The sequence below is a fragment of the Cupriavidus sp. 01L43 genome, from assembly GCF_056399925.1.
Window position 1 is genome coordinate 105,606 of record NZ_JBFTSH010000007.1, and the last position, 15,338, is coordinate 120,943.

The 15,338-nt window shown below is 64.0% G+C and carries 19 protein-coding genes; 15 read left to right on the forward strand and 4 right to left on the reverse strand.

The features are described from left to right. The 4 genes from AC1DP9_RS14090 (at position 1) to AC1DP9_RS14105 (ending at position 2,131) form a co-directional block, all read left to right on the forward strand. Complete coding sequence (locus AC1DP9_RS14090; protein ID WP_477107695.1) at positions 1-390, forward strand: hypothetical protein; 390 nt, start codon at positions 1-3, stop codon at positions 388-390. Between the two features lie 69 nt (positions 391-459). Then, positions 460-807, forward strand: coding sequence for a hypothetical protein (locus AC1DP9_RS14095; protein WP_477107696.1), 348 nt, complete (start codon positions 460-462; stop codon positions 805-807). Between the two features lie 499 nt (positions 808-1,306). After that, positions 1,307-1,564, forward strand: coding sequence for a hypothetical protein (locus tag AC1DP9_RS14100; protein ID WP_144199916.1), 258 nt, complete (start codon positions 1,307-1,309; stop codon positions 1,562-1,564). A gap of 156 nt (positions 1,565-1,720) precedes the next feature. After that, complete coding sequence (locus AC1DP9_RS14105; RefSeq protein WP_250025747.1) at positions 1,721-2,131, forward strand: hypothetical protein; 411 nt, start codon at positions 1,721-1,723, stop codon at positions 2,129-2,131. 43 nt (positions 2,132-2,174) lie between these two features. Here the strand turns inward: AC1DP9_RS14105 and AC1DP9_RS14110 are convergent, their stop codons facing one another. From AC1DP9_RS14110 to flgA, 4 genes are all read right to left on the reverse strand, one after another. Next, positions 2,175-2,345: a hypothetical protein gene (locus tag AC1DP9_RS14110; RefSeq protein WP_177219943.1), complete on the reverse strand. Its 171-nt coding sequence runs from the start codon at positions 2,343-2,345 to the stop codon at positions 2,175-2,177. Positions 2,346-2,517: 172 nt separating this feature from the next. Continuing rightward, positions 2,518-2,979 carry a flagella synthesis protein FlgN gene (locus tag AC1DP9_RS14115; protein WP_092295848.1) on the reverse strand — a complete coding sequence of 154 codons (462 nt, stop codon included), beginning with the start codon at positions 2,977-2,979 and terminating at the stop codon, positions 2,518-2,520. Positions 2,980-2,988: 9 nt separating this feature from the next. Next, positions 2,989-3,306 (reverse strand): flagellar biosynthesis anti-sigma factor FlgM, encoded by a 318-nt coding sequence (gene flgM / locus AC1DP9_RS14120; protein ID WP_149138701.1) that lies wholly within the window; start codon positions 3,304-3,306, stop codon positions 2,989-2,991. A gap of 184 nt (positions 3,307-3,490) precedes the next feature. After that, positions 3,491-4,228: a flagellar basal body P-ring formation chaperone FlgA gene (gene flgA / locus AC1DP9_RS14125; RefSeq protein WP_477107697.1), complete on the reverse strand. Its 738-nt coding sequence runs from the start codon at positions 4,226-4,228 to the stop codon at positions 3,491-3,493. A gap of 288 nt (positions 4,229-4,516) precedes the next feature. On the opposite strand from flgA, the gene flgB reads away from it, so the two are divergent. The 11 genes from flgB to flgL all read left to right on the forward strand — a co-directional run bounded on the left by flgB (position 4,517) and on the right by flgL (position 15,323). Continuing rightward, complete coding sequence (gene flgB / locus AC1DP9_RS14130; protein WP_092295839.1) at positions 4,517-4,924, forward strand: flagellar basal body rod protein FlgB; 408 nt, start codon at positions 4,517-4,519, stop codon at positions 4,922-4,924. Positions 4,925-4,936: 12 nt separating this feature from the next. Then, the gene (gene flgC / locus AC1DP9_RS14135; protein ID WP_092295836.1) at positions 4,937-5,344 is read left to right on the forward strand and encodes a flagellar basal body rod protein FlgC; all 408 of its coding nucleotides are present in this window, start codon (positions 4,937-4,939) and stop codon (positions 5,342-5,344) included. Positions 5,345-5,389: 45 nt separating this feature from the next. Beyond that, positions 5,390-6,052, forward strand: a complete 663-nt coding sequence (gene flgD / locus AC1DP9_RS14140; protein WP_092295833.1) for a flagellar hook assembly protein FlgD — start codon at positions 5,390-5,392, stop codon at positions 6,050-6,052. A 74-nt stretch (positions 6,053-6,126) separates the two neighbouring features. Continuing rightward, positions 6,127-7,350, forward strand: coding sequence for a flagellar hook protein FlgE (gene flgE / locus AC1DP9_RS14145; protein ID WP_477105326.1), 1,224 nt, complete (start codon positions 6,127-6,129; stop codon positions 7,348-7,350). A gap of 31 nt (positions 7,351-7,381) precedes the next feature. Then, entirely contained in the window at positions 7,382-8,125 is a 744-nt protein-coding gene (gene flgF / locus AC1DP9_RS14150; RefSeq protein ID WP_092295826.1) for a flagellar basal-body rod protein FlgF, read from the forward strand. A 36-nt stretch (positions 8,126-8,161) separates the two neighbouring features. Further along, positions 8,162-8,947 carry a flagellar basal-body rod protein FlgG gene (flgG, locus tag AC1DP9_RS14155; RefSeq protein ID WP_092295824.1) on the forward strand — a complete coding sequence of 262 codons (786 nt, stop codon included), beginning with the start codon at positions 8,162-8,164 and terminating at the stop codon, positions 8,945-8,947. An 11-nt stretch (positions 8,948-8,958) separates the two neighbouring features. After that, positions 8,959-9,657, forward strand: coding sequence for a flagellar basal body L-ring protein FlgH (gene flgH, locus AC1DP9_RS14160; protein WP_244844726.1), 699 nt, complete (start codon positions 8,959-8,961; stop codon positions 9,655-9,657). A gap of 7 nt (positions 9,658-9,664) precedes the next feature. Then, complete coding sequence (locus tag AC1DP9_RS14165) at positions 9,665-10,858, forward strand: flagellar basal body P-ring protein FlgI (RefSeq protein WP_092295818.1); 1,194 nt, start codon at positions 9,665-9,667, stop codon at positions 10,856-10,858. Next, complete coding sequence (gene flgJ / locus AC1DP9_RS14170) at positions 10,858-11,871, forward strand: flagellar assembly peptidoglycan hydrolase FlgJ (protein ID WP_441592637.1); 1,014 nt, start codon at positions 10,858-10,860, stop codon at positions 11,869-11,871. Before AC1DP9_RS14165 ends, flgJ begins: the two co-directional genes overlap by 1 nt. 253 nt (positions 11,872-12,124) lie before the next feature. Further along, positions 12,125-14,044, forward strand: coding sequence for a flagellar hook-associated protein FlgK (flgK, locus tag AC1DP9_RS14175; RefSeq protein WP_477107698.1), 1,920 nt, complete (start codon positions 12,125-12,127; stop codon positions 14,042-14,044). A 43-nt stretch (positions 14,045-14,087) separates the two neighbouring features. Next, positions 14,088-15,323, forward strand: a complete 1,236-nt coding sequence (gene flgL, locus AC1DP9_RS14180; protein ID WP_092295805.1) for a flagellar hook-associated protein FlgL — start codon at positions 14,088-14,090, stop codon at positions 15,321-15,323. The last annotated feature ends 15 nt before the right edge of the window (positions 15,324-15,338 follow it).

The following is a 15,338-nucleotide window of genomic DNA, read 5'->3' on the forward strand; positions in this document are numbered from 1 at the left end:
ATGATGGACGAAGGAAGGATTGTCGATGGTATTCGAATCATTAATGACAAGAACCCGAGGGAAGTCGTTATTTTCAACTTTCATACGTGGGTGGAGATTATCGCGGGACTTATGGTCAAGTATGGTGGAAAAAATGAGGTCGAAGCCAAGACCATTCTTCTTGAGTCGCCCTTAGTAGAAAACGCCCTGAAAAACTATATGGCTGTAGTTTTACGTGCCCATGAGGTAGATTATCATTGGGCGATGCTCTATGCCCATGGGGAGGGATATTGGTTGAGGGGAATCGACACAAACGAACCGGAAGGCTATAAAGAATGGAATGCCCAGTACAGAAAAGACCGCAACCTCAAAGCCGAAAGCTTCGAATTTGACGATGACGCACCAACCTAGCATTGCTGATGCAGATTTTCCGCGAAGGGGATCTTGATTTTCGACAAAGCCAACAGGAGGACTGCTAGGATGGACGAACGCAAAATTGTCGATGGCATCGTCATCATCGATGACCACGATCCCCGGCAAGGCGTCGTTTTTAATTTTCGAACCTGGGTGTCAATCATAAAGGCAATCATGGTTAGATATTCGGAAAAGAGGGAGTACGAGGCCGAAAAAATAATTATGGATTCTTGGCTCGTGAAGAGGGCTCTAGAGGCTTATATGGCCATTGTCGTACGGGCACATGAACTCGATTATCGTTGGGCTATGATACTCGTTCATGGGGAGCGCTATTGGCACAGGGGGATAAGTGAGATCGAGCCAGATGATTTTTCTGGGAGTGGGAGGCGGAATATAAAAGGGATCACAACCTGAAACAGGAGAGCTTCATTTTCAGACATCCACCAAAAAATCCCCCCGTGACGCAACACCCCTGCTAGGCGAAGGCGTATCGTCGAAACGCGTCGCAAGACGCGCTGGGCCCACTCTGGCCAAAGCCGACACTTTCCCGACGACGGATCCTTAGTTCTCGTCTGCGAAACCGCCGACATTACCCGATACTCATCACCACGAGGCAGGCAATAGCGATGTAAACAGGCGCCATGCCAGTGTCCGAAGATCACCGTATTTTCCGCTTGGAGCGGGGGGCTGCGCTTGATATTAAAGGTAGTCAAGCCTACAGATGAAGTGCGTCGGCTTTTTTACGCGTGGGCGTAAAGCTTTCGCATGGATATGATGCAGTAAGTGGCCTCTTGGTAAAAAATCCCGGTGCCGTAAAAAATGGTGCGCACCCTGTGGCTAAAGGGTGTCAGTTTGCAATTTCCTCGGCGAAAGCCGGTGAGATGTTCACACAAAATCGGGGAGGGTTAGTGCGATGGATGAAGACAGGATCGTGGACAGCATCTTGGTTGTTGATGATGAGGATCCAGGGGGATGTCATTTTCATACCTGGGTCTCGATCATGGAGGCAATCATAGCGAGATATGCATTCAAAACAGAGGCTGAGGCGAAATGTCTGGTGCGCTCCTCATTTGGTGGGGCTCTGAATGGTCATATGGCTATTGTTATGCGTTCGCGCGACCTTGAATATCATTGGGCGATGCTGTTGGCGCATGGTCCGCAATCTGGATGAGGGTATCGACTCGCGTGAGCCCGAAGGTTTTTGGGGTTGGGAAAAGCAATACAGAAAAGAGCATAACCTGCAGGACCGGAGCTTTGTGACAGTGACGAATCGCCGGAGTAGCGTAACAGGCGAGAAATTGCAAATAACGAGAGTGATGAGCTAGCAATGGATGAAAGCAAAATTGTCGATGGTATCGTCATCGTTAACGACCGCGATCCCAGAGAAAGTGTTGTTTTCAATTTTCGTTCCTGGGTGGCTATAATTAGGGCCATCATGGTGAAATATGCGGGGAAAACGGAAGACGAGGCCGACGCCATACTAATGAATTCCTGGCTTGTGGAAGAAGCTTTGGATGACTATATGGCCATAGTCGTACGCGCTCATGACCTCGACTATCACTGGGCCATGATATTAGCGCACGGTGAGTGTTATTGGTGGAGAGGTATCGACTCCAGGGAGCCGGAAGGCTTTTGGGAGTGGGAGGAGCAGTACAGGGTGGACCACAACCTGGAATCGGATGACTTTATTTTTAGTGATGAGGAGCCAGCGCCTCCGATCGCAACCGATGCGAAATAGGGCGGAGCGCCCCTCACGCGCCAGCCCGCCCACGCCCACATCCCTACGACGGATCCTTAGTCCGCGTCCGCGAAACCGCCGACATCACTCCAATTCCCAGTACCACCAAGCAGGCAATACCGATATAAACCGGAGCCAACCCAGCGATGCTGAGGCCCCAGGCGATGCCGCCGACAAGCAGCATGAGCCCGATGAGATAGAGCGCGAAGGACATGAGTGACACCTCCCAGACAGAAAGTGGTGGCATCCGCGCGTGTCGTGCGGATGCGCCTGTCTGTCAATGTAGGCAAGGTGCCTGCCGGCCGGGATCGGTCGATGACCTAGCCTTGCGTAGGCCGGTTCTGACTACCGCCGGGTTGGGACCGGCGGTGTGATGCGTATGTAACTCAGCCGGCCGCCAGGCTCACGCCGCTTGCGGCGTTCTGCGCGCGGCCGTCGCGGCCATACATCTCGTTGGGGCCGGAGCCGCCCTGGCGCAGCACCTGGATGGCTTCCTGCGTGAATTCGAGGTGGGCGTTGACGATGGCGCCGTTCAGCGCGTTGGCGTCCTTGGCCTTGCTGGCGAAGAACACCACCTTGCGCCACGCTTCGGTCACGTCCGCATCCACCAGCCCGCCCACGAGCAGGCCCGCCGGGCCCACGCGCAGGCCCAGCGCAATCATCTGCGCCTCGCGCGCCGCGGTGGCGCGCGTGAGGCCCTGAGCCAATTCCATCTTCTGGTTGAGCAGCTCGCTCAACGCCTGGAAATCCTGGCGTTTGATGGCGTCGCGCTCCTCGGCGAGAGTGCGGCCAAATGCGGCGATGGCGTCAGCTTCGAGCTTCAGGGTCTGGATCAGGGCTTGGCTCATGTCAGGGAGTTATTGGCTTTCGCCTTGGCTCAACTCGCGCAGCGAAGCGAGCAAGCCATCGGCGATCTTGCTAGGATCGATCTTGATCCTGCCTTCCGCGATTGCCTGGCGGATTTCCTCGACCTTCGCGGTATCGATGTCGTCGTCGGTCTCATTGACCAGGCGCGAACCGATCTCACGTACTTGCGCGGTCAGCGGGCTGACGCGCACGCCGGTCAGGGCGCCGGAAGTCGCGGACGAGGCGGCACCGTTGGCGGCCGGACGGGCTGCGCTGTCGGTTGCCGCGGCATCGGCGGGCAGGGACGGAGTGGATTGGTTGATCTTCACGGTGAAATCCTTGCTGGGTTCCCTTGGCTTATCGGATGTTCCACCCGGAACTTTAGGGTTTTTGCATCCTGATCAGGGTTGGGCGGCATTCTCGCACGCGCCGCCTACGCCTGCTCTTACTTCCTGCTTCCTCGGGAATCCAGGCGACTACTTCAGGCTTCTTCCGTTAAAAAAGTGACGCTTACTACTGCAGGACAACCGTGTCGCCGCTCCGGACGAGGCCGCTGACGACCTGACCGTTGCGCAGACGCACCTGCACCGAATTGCCGGTGGCGGCATCGGCCAGCACCTTGCCTTCACTGGTGAGCTGGAACGAGTCACCTTCGACGGTCACGTTGACGGTCTGGCCCGACTTCACGGCAATCGACTTCTTGAGTAGATCGGTGCGCATGGGCGAGCCGGCCGCGATGCGGTTGGCTGCCACGGCGCCGGCTACCTGTGCCGGATCCGTCACAACGGCGCGCGGCAGCGCGGCCAGGTCGCCTTGGCGCATTTCGAGGTCCGCGGCGCTGATGGTCTCGCCGGGGGCCATCGCGCGGGCCGCCACATAGTAATCAGTCAGTACCGACACCCGGGCCTGGACGTAGCGCGTCCAGGGCCGGTCGCCGCCGCAGCGCACGCCCACGGCCACGCGGCCCCATGGGGCGGCGCCGGACGGCAGGAACGGGTCGGGAAGAATGCAATCGGGCGCGCGGCCGCCCGAAGGCGGCACCACCTGCACGCTGACCTTGCCCGGCAGGCCGGAGGCCTGGCGCAGCAGGAACTGTTCGACGACCACGCGTACGGGGTCGTCGGCAAACGGGGCGGGAGCCGACGGCGACGCCACCGGCGTGACCTGGGCGGGCGCGGCGGCGGACGGCTGGGCCAGCGCGAAGCCGGCCAGCACCATCAGCCCGGCGGCGGCCTGGCGAGTGAGGTTCATAGGGGTCATCCCAGCAAGGATGGGGGCGGCGGCACGGGCGGGTCCGCGCGATGTCGCCACACAACATCGGAAATACAACAACGAATCTGTGGGGCAATTGTAGGCAGCCTCGCGCGAAGGGTCGGCGCGAATTGCGCGGATTTCTCGGTCCTATTCGCACGATTGGCGTGACAGGCCGGCCCCTAAGATGGCAACCCTGAAGAAGCCCCCGACCGGGATGCGTATACGTATTCCCAGGTCTACGGCAGTTTTCTCCCCGAAGTTGAAGCCAGAGCAGGAAAGGCAGACATGATCGACAGACTCGATGCGGCGTTGCGCTTCCAGCAGGAAGCCCTGAGCCTCCGGACCCAGCGGCAATCGGTGATTGCCTCGAACATCGCCCACGCGGACACGCCGGGCTACAAGGCACGCGATTTCGATTTCGCCAGCACCCTGGCGACGTCGGTGGAGCGCGGCCGCCAGAGCGAAGGCATGACGCTTTCCACCACGCAGGTGCGCCATCTGCCGGGCCAGGCGCCGACTTCGGGCAGCGCCGACCTCGACTACCGCATTCCGCTGCAGTCGAGCATGGACGGCAACACCGTGGAAATGGACACCGAGCGCGTGGCGTTCGCCGACAACACGGTGCATTTCGAAGCCGGCCTGACGGTCATGAGCAGCAAGATCAAGACGATGCTGTCGGCGATCCAGAGCTAACCAGGACCGACCATGCCCAGCATGAACATTTTCGACGTGGCCGGCTCCGCCATGGCCGCGCAGTCGCAGCGGATGAACGTGACGGCCTCCAACCTGGCCAACGCGGACAGCGCCGTGGCGCCGAACGGCCAGCCGTATCGCGCCAAGCAGGTGATTTTCGAGATGGCGCCCACGCCAGGCCAGTCCGACGTGGGCGGCGTGCAGGTGGCCGGCGTCATGGAAGACGCCGCCCCGGCACGGATGGTGCACAACCCGTCGCACCCGCTGGCGGACGCCAACGGCTACGTGACGATGCCCAATGTGAACCCGGTGGAAGAGATGGTCAACATGATCTCGGCGTCGCGTTCGTACCAGGCCAACGTGGAGGTGCTCAACACCGCCAAGACCATGATGCTGAAGACGCTGACGATCGGTCAGTAATCCACAACTTTTCGAATCCTTCCAGGAACCGCCGGAACCGACACCATGACGACCACTTCTTCCGTCAACAGCAACTCCGCCGTCAACGACGCGCTCAAGGGCGGCAGCTCCAGCGCGGCAGATCTTCAGAACAACTTCCTGAAGATGCTGGTGACGCAAATGAACAACCAGGACCCGCTCAACCCGATGGACAACGCCCAGCTCACCTCGCAACTGGCGCAGATCAGCACGGTGAGTGGCCTGCAGACGATGAACGAGACCCTGACCGCGCTGCTCTCGCAGACCGCGGCCAGCCGCGCGATGGACTCCGCCAACCTGATCGGCAAGACCGTGATGGTGCCGGGCAACGCGATCACCGTGGCAGACGGCGTGGCCACCAAGATCGGTGTGGACGTGCCGTCCACGGCTGACTCGGTGACCGTGCAGGTGCTCGACAAGAACGGCAACGTGGTCCGCAACATCGACATGAAGGGCCAGACCGCCGGCGTGCACGACATCGCCTGGGACGGCAAGAACGACCAGGGCAACGCCGTGGCCAATGGCGAGTACACCTTCAAGGTGTCCGGCACGGCCGAGGGCAAGGATGTCAGCGCCATCGCGCTGGTCTACGGCAAGGTCCAGTCCATCAGCGGTGACAGCACCGGCGTGCTGGTCGAACTTGGCGACGGCAAGACCGCCAACGTCGACGACGTGCGCCGCATTTCCTGATCCACTTTTACGTATCACCCGGTCCGGCATACGCGCGGGCAATTCACGAACGACAGCCTTATTAGGGGAAAATCATGGGTTTTGGTCAAGGGGTAAGCGGCCTGAACGCCGCCGCGTCCAACCTGGACGTGATTGGCAACAACATCGCTAACGCCAACACGGTTGGCTTCAAGCAATCCACCGCGCAGTTCGCGGACGTGTACGCCGGTTCGAAGATCGGCCTGGGCACGCGCGTGAACGCCGTGGTGCAGTCGTTCACGAACGGCAACATCGCCTCGTCGGGCCGTAACCTGGACGTGGCCATCAGCAACGGCAACGGCTTCTTCCGCCTGACCAACACCGATGGCTCGGTGTTTTACTCGCGTAACGGCCAGATGCAACGCCTGGACGACGGCCGCCTGGTCAACGCCACGGGCCTGCAGGTCACGGGCTACCCGGCTGGCACCACCGCCGGTGGCGTGGCCCCGCAGCCGATCACCATCAGCAACGCCCAGATGCCCCCGCGCGCCACGCAGACCGTGACGGCGCAGTTCCAGCTCGACTCGCGCAGCACCGTGCCGACCACGGCCTTCGCCAGCGCCCCGGGCGCGCTGCCGACCTCGGACATGTTCAACTACAGCACGGCGATCAGCGTTTATGACTCGCTGGGCAACAAGCAGCAGGTCACCGCGTATTTCTCCAAGTCGGCTGCCGCGCCGACCGTGCCGGGCGGCACCAACTGGAACATGTACCTGACCGATTCCGCGGGTAACACGCTGGCCGGCATGCCGGTCTCGATGGCCTTCGACAGCAACGGCGTGATGCAATCGACGACGCCGGCGAACCCGACGCTCGCACTGCCGGCCGCCAACGGCGCCGCCGCGCTGACCGCCAACCTGAACCTGACCGGTTCCACGCAGTTCGGCTCGGACAACGATCCGAAGAAGATCGTGCAGGACGGTTACGCCTCGGGCGCGCTGCTGGGCTTCTCGGTGCAGGAAGACGGCACGATCCTCGGTTCCTACTCGAACGAGAAGACGCTGTCGCTGGGCCAGATCGCCATGGCGACGTTCGGCAACGTGGAAGGCCTGAAGCCGGAAGGCGACAACGTGTGGTCCTCCACCGGCGCCTCGGGCCAGGAGCTGCTCGGCACGGCTGGCGGCGCCATGGGCACGCTGAAGTCGAACGCCGTGGAAGAGTCCAACGTGGACCTGTCCGGCCAGCTGGTCAACCTGATCGTCGCGCAGCGTAACTATCAGGCCAACGCGCAGACCATCAAGGCGCAGGACACCGTCCTGCAGACCCTGGTGAACATCTGATCCACGCTGATCTCTCCGCCGGAACGCCGACATGGACCGCATGATTTACACCGCCCTCTCGGGCGCCAAGCAGATACTCGACCAACAGGCCGCGGTATCGAACAACCTGGCCAATGCCTCCACGCCGGCGTTCCGCGCGCAGATCAACCTGTATCGCGCTGTACCGGTGGTGGGGCAGGAGACGCAGACCCGCGCCTTCACGCTGGCCTCCACGCCGGGCGCCGACATGAAGGCCGGCCCGCTGACGTACACGGGCCGCGACCTCGACGTCGCCCTGCAAGGCAACGGCTGGCTGGCGGTGCAGATGCCCGACGGCTCCGAGGCGTACACCCGCGCCGGTGCGCTGCAAATTTCGGCCGACGGCCAGCTCCAGACCTCGGTCGGCCGGCCGGTGCTGGGCGATGGCGGCCCGATGGCGGTGCCGCCGGGCGCCACGGTATCCATCGGTACCGATGGCACCGTGGTGGCGCGTGGCCCGGGCGAGGCCGCCAATGGCCTGGCCCAGGTCGGCAAGCTGCGCGTGGTATCGCCGCCGCCTGAAGGGCTGGCACGCGGTGACGACGGCTACTTCCGCCTGCGTCCCGGCGTGAACGCGCTGGAGCAGGACCCCACCGTGCGCGTGATCTCCGGCGCGCTGGAGGGCAGCAACGTGAATCCGGTGGAGGCGATGGTCGACATGATCGCCAACGCGCGCCGCTTCGAAATGCAGATGAAGATGATTACCGGCGCCGATAGCAACGACCAGCGGGCCAACGCGCTGCTGTCCAACAACTGAAGCGCGTTGCGCTGACACAGAACTCGAAGGAAAACCATGATCCGCTCACTCTGGATTGCCAAGACCGGCCTCGATGCGCAGCAGACGCAGATGGACGTGATCTCGAACAACCTGGCCAACGTGTCCACCACGGGCTTCAAGCGCAGCCGCGCCGTGTTCGAGGAACTGATGTACCAGACCATCCGCCAGCCGGGCGCGCTGTCGTCGGACCAGACCGTGCTGCCCTCGGGCATGCAGCTGGGTACCGGCGTGCGCCCCGTGGCCACGGAACGTATCCACACGCAGGGCAACCCGACGCAGACCGGCAACGCGCGCGACGTGGCCATCATCGGCCAGGGCTTTTTCCAGGTGACGATGCCGGACGGCACCACCACCTACACGCGTGACGGTTCGTTCCAGGTGGACCCGAACGGCCAGCTGGTGACGTCGAGCGGCTTCGTGCTGAACCCGGCCATCACGCTGCCGGCCAACTACACCTCGGTGAACGTAGCCCGCGACGGTACCGTCACGGTGATGCAGCCGGGCCAGACCAACGCCGCCACCGTCGGCCAGATCCAGCTCGCCACGTTCCCGAACCCGGCCGGCCTGGAAAGCCTGGGCGAGAACCTCTACGCGCAGACCGATGCCTCGGGCGCACCGAACACCACCGTGCCGGGCCTGAACGGCGCGGGCACGCTGCAGAACAACTACGTTGAAGCGTCGAACGTGAACGTGGTCGAGGAACTGGTCAGCATGATCCAGACCCAGCGCGCGTACGAAATCAACAGCAAGGCAGTGCAGACGTCCGACCAGATGTTGCAACGCCTGACCCAGATGGGATGATGGGAGTGACCATGGCCGCCAAGCTGCATCGCCTCGGTGTGTTTGCCCTGTACGCCTTTGCCGGCCTGGCCGTGCTGGCGAGCGGCGGCTGCGCACTGATGCCGAAGGAGCCCCTCGTACAGACGCCCACCACGGCACGCGCCGAGCCGCGCGCCGTGGGCGCGCCCACGGGTTCCATCTTCGCCTCGTCCTACGCGGGCAATCCGCTGTTCGAGGACCGGCGGCCACGTAACGTTGGCGACATCCTGACCATCGTGATCAGCGAGAACGTCAACGCCAGCAAGAACTCCGGGACCAATGCCAGCCGCACGGGCAGCACGACGTTGTCGTTCGACGCCGTGCCGCGTGCGCTGGCCGGGCTGTTCAGCGCCAGGTCGAATGCCGATGTCAATGGCAGCAATGCCCTGAAGGCCAGCGGCGGCGCCACCGCCGCCAACACCTTCAACGGCACCATCACCGTCACGGTGCTGGAAGTGCTGGCCAACGGCAACCTGGTGGTGTCCGGAGAAAAGCAGATGGCCATCAACCAGGGGGCGGAGTTCATCCGCTTCTCCGGCGTGGTCAATCCGCGCACGATCACCGGCGACAACGCAGTGCCGTCCACCCAGGTGGCGGATGCACGGATCGAGTACACCGCCAAGGGATACATCGACGAAGTGCAGAACATGGGCTGGCTGCAGCGCTTCTTCCTCAATGTCTTACCGTTCTGATCCCGCCATGTTTCTGCCTCCGATGCCTTTCCACAAGCCAGGCTCGCTATTGGGCACCCCGCCCGGCCTTCCTACCCGCTGGGGTCGCGCGGTCTCTCTTCCGCGCCTGTTGCTCGCGCTCGCGCTGGTCTTCGGACTGGTGGGCGCCGGCACGGCGCATGCGGAACGCCTGAAGAACCTCGTCACGTTCCAGGGCGTGCGGGACAATCCGCTGATCGGCTACGGCCTGGTCGTGGGGCTGGATAACACCGGCGACCAGACCATGCAGACGCCGTTCACCACGCAGAGCATTACGAACATGCTCTCGCAGCTCGGCGTGACATTGCCCGCCGGCAAGAACATGCAGCTGAAGAACGTGGCCGCCGTGATGGTGACCGCCACGCTGGCGCCGTACGCGCAGCCCGGCAGCCAGCTCGACGTGGTGGTCTCGTCGATGGGTAACGCCAAGAGCCTGCGCGGCGGCACGCTGCTGATGACGCCGCTCAAGGGCGCCGACGGCCAGGTGTACGCCATCGCGCAGGGCAACATGCTGGTGGGCGGCGCGGGCGCGTCGGCCAACGGCAGCAAGGTCCAGATCAACCAGCTGGCCGTGGGGCGTATCGCCAACGGCGCCGTGGTGGAACGTGCCGTCGCGGCCTTCCAGCCCGAAGGCGGCTACATGAACCTGGAACTCAAGGATACGGATTTCGGCACCGCCGAGCGCGTGGTCGACGCCATCAACCGCAACCTCGGCCCCGGCACCGCCGCCGCCATGGATGGCCGCGTGGTGCAGGTGCGCGCCCCGCAGGCGCCGACCGCACGCGTGGGCTTCCTCGCACGGATCGAGAACCTCGACGTCACCCCGGCCAAGGCCGCCGCCAAGGTCATCCTGAACGCCCGCACTGGTTCCATCGTGATGAACCAGGCGGTGACGGTGGAAGACTGCGCCGTGGCGCACGGCAACCTGTCGGTGGTGATCAACACCCAACCGGTGATCAGCCAGCCGGCGCCGTTCAGCAACGGCCAGACCGTGGTGGCGCCGGTGTCGCAGATTGACCTCAAGCAGGGTGGCGGCTCGCTCCAGATCGTCAAGGCGGGCGCCTCGCTGGCCGCGGTGGTCAAGGGCCTGAACGCGCTGGGCGCCACGCCGGCCGACCTGCAGACTATCCTCGAAGCCATGCGTGCCGCCGGGGCGCTGCGCGCGGAACTGGAGATCATCTGATGTCGGGCGCCACGCTTTCCTCGCAGACGGACGTCTCGCAGCGATTCGCGCTCGATACGCAGGGCTTCGAGGCGCTCAAGAACCAGGCTCGCGCCGGCAACAACCAGAACACCCTGCAGGCGGCCGCCAAGCAGTTCGAGGCCGTCTTCACGCAGATGGTGCTCAAGAGCATGCGCGACGCCACGCCGCAGGACGGCATGTTCGACAACGAGCAGACCAAGCTCTACATGTCGATGATGGACCAGCAGCTCTCGCAGCAGCTGTCCTCGCGCGGCATTGGCCTGGCCGATGTGATGATCCGCCAGCTGGCGCGTGCCACGGGCACGCAGCTGCCGGACACCATGGCCGCGCCCGGGGTGGGCGGGCGCCCGCAGGATGGCCAGATGGCGGCCCTGCTGGACAGCCGGGGCGCCACCGACGCCGACGGCCCGCCGCCGATCGGCACGGTGCTGCCCGGCAATGCGTGGAACCCCACCGCCGGCGTGCGCCAGTACCAGGGCCAGGCGGACTGGCAGCAGAACGGCCAGTCGCAACTGGGCCAGCTCCCGGACGACTCCCCCGAACACATCAGCAACTTCGTCAACCGGCTGGCCGCGCCGGCCATGGCCGCCTCGCGCGCCTCGGGCGTGCCGGCCAAGCTGATCGTCGGTCAGGCCGCGCTCGAATCGGGCTGGGGCCGCCGCGAGATCACCAACCCGGATGGCTCCACCACCTTCAACGTGTTCGGCATCAAGGCCGGCGCGAACTGGAAGGGGCCGACCGCCGAGGTGCTGACCACCGAATATGTCGATGGCCAGCCGCAGAAGGTGCGGGCCCGCTTCCGTGCCTACGGCTCCTACGACGAAGCGTGCGCTGACTACGCGCGGCTGCTGACCACCAACTCGCGCTACGCGGGCGTGGTGGCCGCCAACAGCGCGGAAGAAGCCGCGCACGGCCTGCAGCGCGCCGGCTATGCCACCGATCCGGCCTACGGCGAGAAGCTGGTCCGGATCATGAAGAAGGTTTCGACCTGACGGATGGGCGGCATGGCAACGCATACGCCGCCCAATCTCCCGTCCCACGCTTCGCGCGGCCCGCTTTCGGTCGCGCTATTGGCGCTTCCAGACTACGTCTTCACGCAAGTGATCGCTCACAACATGCGCGCCGGCCAACACGTGGAAATGGCCGATGAGACGCTAAAGTCCCGCGTGGTTCGCGCCGTTAACTTGCTCATCCACCGCCGCCGGCCGCACGCCGAAGGCTACCAACAGATCCGGGGTCAGACACATGTCTCTCTTTAATATCGGTCTTTCGGGCCTGAACGTGGCGCAGAACGCGCTGACGACGACCGGCCACAACTTCAGCAACGCAGCTACCGCGGGCTATACGCGCCAGAACACGATCATCGCGTCGGCGGGCGGCCAGTACACCAGCTCGGGCTTCTACGGCCAGGGCTCCAACACCATTACCGTGCAGCGCGTGTACGACAGCTTCCTGACCGGGCAGCTGCGTGGCGCCACGTCGGCCAGCGCCCAGCTGGCGACGTACGCGGACCAGCTCTCGCAGATCGACAACCTACTGGCCGACCAGAAGGGTGGCCTCTCGCCGCTGATGCAGAAGTTCTTCGCCGCCGTGCAGGCCGTGTCGGACACGCCGGCAGACACCGCCGCGCGCCAGAGCCTGCTCTCGGCCTCCCAGGCGCTGGCCGGCCAGATCAAGTCCTCCAGCGACTACTTCAAGCAGCTCCAGGACGGCCTGAACACGCAGATCAAGTCGACGGTGACGCAGGTCAACGACTACACCAAGCAGATCGCGAACCTGAACAAGGAAATCACGCGCATGACCGCCGCCGGCGGTGGCCAGCCGCCGAACGATCTGCTCGACCAGCGCGACCAGGCCGTGGCGATGCTGACCGAATTGGTCGGCGCCAAGGTGGTGGTGCAGGACGGTGGCACGTACAACGTGTTCGTCGGCAACGGCCAGCCGCTGGTCATGGGCAGCGATTCGTACGACATGGTGGCGCAGCCCTCGGCCATCGACCCCGGCCGCACGACTGTGGGCTACACGCTGCTGAGCGGCAACATCATCGAAGCCCCCGAGGGCTCGGTGATGGGCGGCTCGCTCGGCGGCATCCTGAAGTTCCGCTCGGACTCCCTGGAGCCGGCGCAGAACGCCATCGGCCGTCTCTCGCTGGCCATCGGCCAGACGTTCAACGACCAGCACAAGCTGGGCATCGACCTGAACGGCGCCATCGGCACGGACATGTTCTCGCTGGGCTCGCCGGTGGTCTACGCCAACAAGAACAACACCTCGGCGGCGATCGCCTCGGCCACCATCACGAACGCCGGCAACCTGACGACCAGCGACTACGCGCTGAAGTTCGATGGCACCAACTACACGCTGACGCGCCTCTCGGACAACAAAGTGGTGGCCTCGCAGGCGGGCGCCCCGACCGCCGCCACGCCGATGGTCGTCGATGGTGTCTCGATCAGCCTCAGCGCGCCGATGAACGCCAACGACTCGTTCCAGATCCAGCCGACGCGCAACGCCGCCGCCAGCTTCGGGACGCTGATCACCGACCCTGCCAAGGTGGCCGCGGCTTCCCCGGCGCGCGCGGACGTCAACAAGAACAACACCGGCACGGGCACCGCCAAGCTCACCAATGTGGCGCAGGGCTTTGCACTGCTGGCGAATGCGCCGATCACGGCCACGTACAACAGCGGCACGGGCACCTACACGTTCACCAACGCGCTGGGCGCGGCAGTCGTGCCGACCAGCACCGCGCCCAACGGCACGGGCACCGACGTGACCTTCAACGGCATGACGTTCACGTTCAACGGCGCGCCGAATAACGGCGACACCTTCACGCTGGCCAACAACACCGGCGCCGTGGCCGACAACGGCAACGCGCTGGCGCTGGCCAAGCTGCAGACGGCCAAGACGATCAACGGCACGTCGAGCTTCAACGACGCCTACGCGCAGCTGGTCAACGACGTGGGCAGCGCGACGAAGTCGGCGACCATCGCCTCGACCTCGCAGGACAGCATCACCAACCAGATCTATGTGGCCCAGCAGTCGGTCTCGGGCGTGAACATGGACGAGGAAACCGTGAACATGCTCAAGTTCCAGCAGCTGTACCAGGCGAACGCACGCGTGATCCAGACGGCCAGCACGCTGTTCGACACCCTCATCGGCATCGGCGCGTAATCGCGGCGGCCAACGATCTCAACGGATACGAAGGAATCTCGCCATGCGCGTCGCAACCTCTACCCTGTACCATCAGGGCCTGGCCTCGATGAACGGCCAGCAATCGGCCCTGCTGCACGTGCAGCAGCAGCTCGGCACCGGCCGCCGCATCCTGACGCCGTCCGACGACCCCGTGGCCGCCACGCGCGCCCTGGGCGTGTCGCAGTCCGGTGCAGTGAACACGCAGTACACCACGTCGCGCAGACAGGCCACGGCCTCCCTCGGCCTGGAAGACAACACGCTGGCCACCGTCACCACGACGATCCAGAACATCCAGACCATGCTGGTGAACGCCGGTAACGGCACGCTGAGCGACAACGACCGCGCGTCGCTGGCCACTGCGCTGCAAGGCCAGTTCGACCAGCTGATGGGCTTGGCCAACGCCGACGACGGCAACGGCAACTACATCTTCGCCGGCCTGCAGTCGGGCACCGTGCCGTTCTCGCTCAACGCGGCGGGCGGTGCGATGTACCAGGGCGATACCGGCCACCAGCTGCTGCAGGTGGATGCCGCGCGCCAGATGGAAGCGGGCAACAACGGTTCGGAAGTGTTCATGAGCGTCACCGGCAACGCCGGCTACGTGCTCAAGGGCAATTCGGCCAATACCGGCACGGGCACCTACAGCGCGATCTCGGTCACGGACCCGACCGACCCGCTGTACGGCCACTCGCTGACGCTGACGTTCCAGACCGACGCCGGCACGGGCAAGATGCAGTACAGCATCATGGACACCACCACCGGCACCGCCGTGGGCACCCCGACGGACTACTCTGAAAACGTGGCCATCAAGGTGGCAGGCGTGTCGTTCTCGGTGAAGGGCGTCCCGGCAGACGGCGACACCATGACCGCCAAGCCGGCGCAGCAGGCCGGCGCGGACGTGTTCGCAAACCTGAAGGCCGTGATCGACGCGCTGAAGGCCCCGATCAACACCGGCCTGAACCAGGAAGCGGCGAACGCCAACCTGCAGAACGTGATCGCCACGGGCATCCGCCAGTTCAGCAACTCCCTGGACAATGTGCTGACGGTGCGCTCGTCGGTGGGCTCGCGCCTGAATGAAGTCGACGCGCTGGACACCATCGGCGAGAACCGCGCGCTGTCCAACGCGCAGACCCTGTCGGGCCTGCAGGACCTGGACTACGCGGCCGCCATCAGCGAGTTCTATCAGCGCCAGACCGCGCTGCAAGGCGCGCAGCAGTCGTTCATGCAGATCCAGGGGATGAACCTGTTCAAGTTTCTGTAAGTGGGAGCCGGGCCG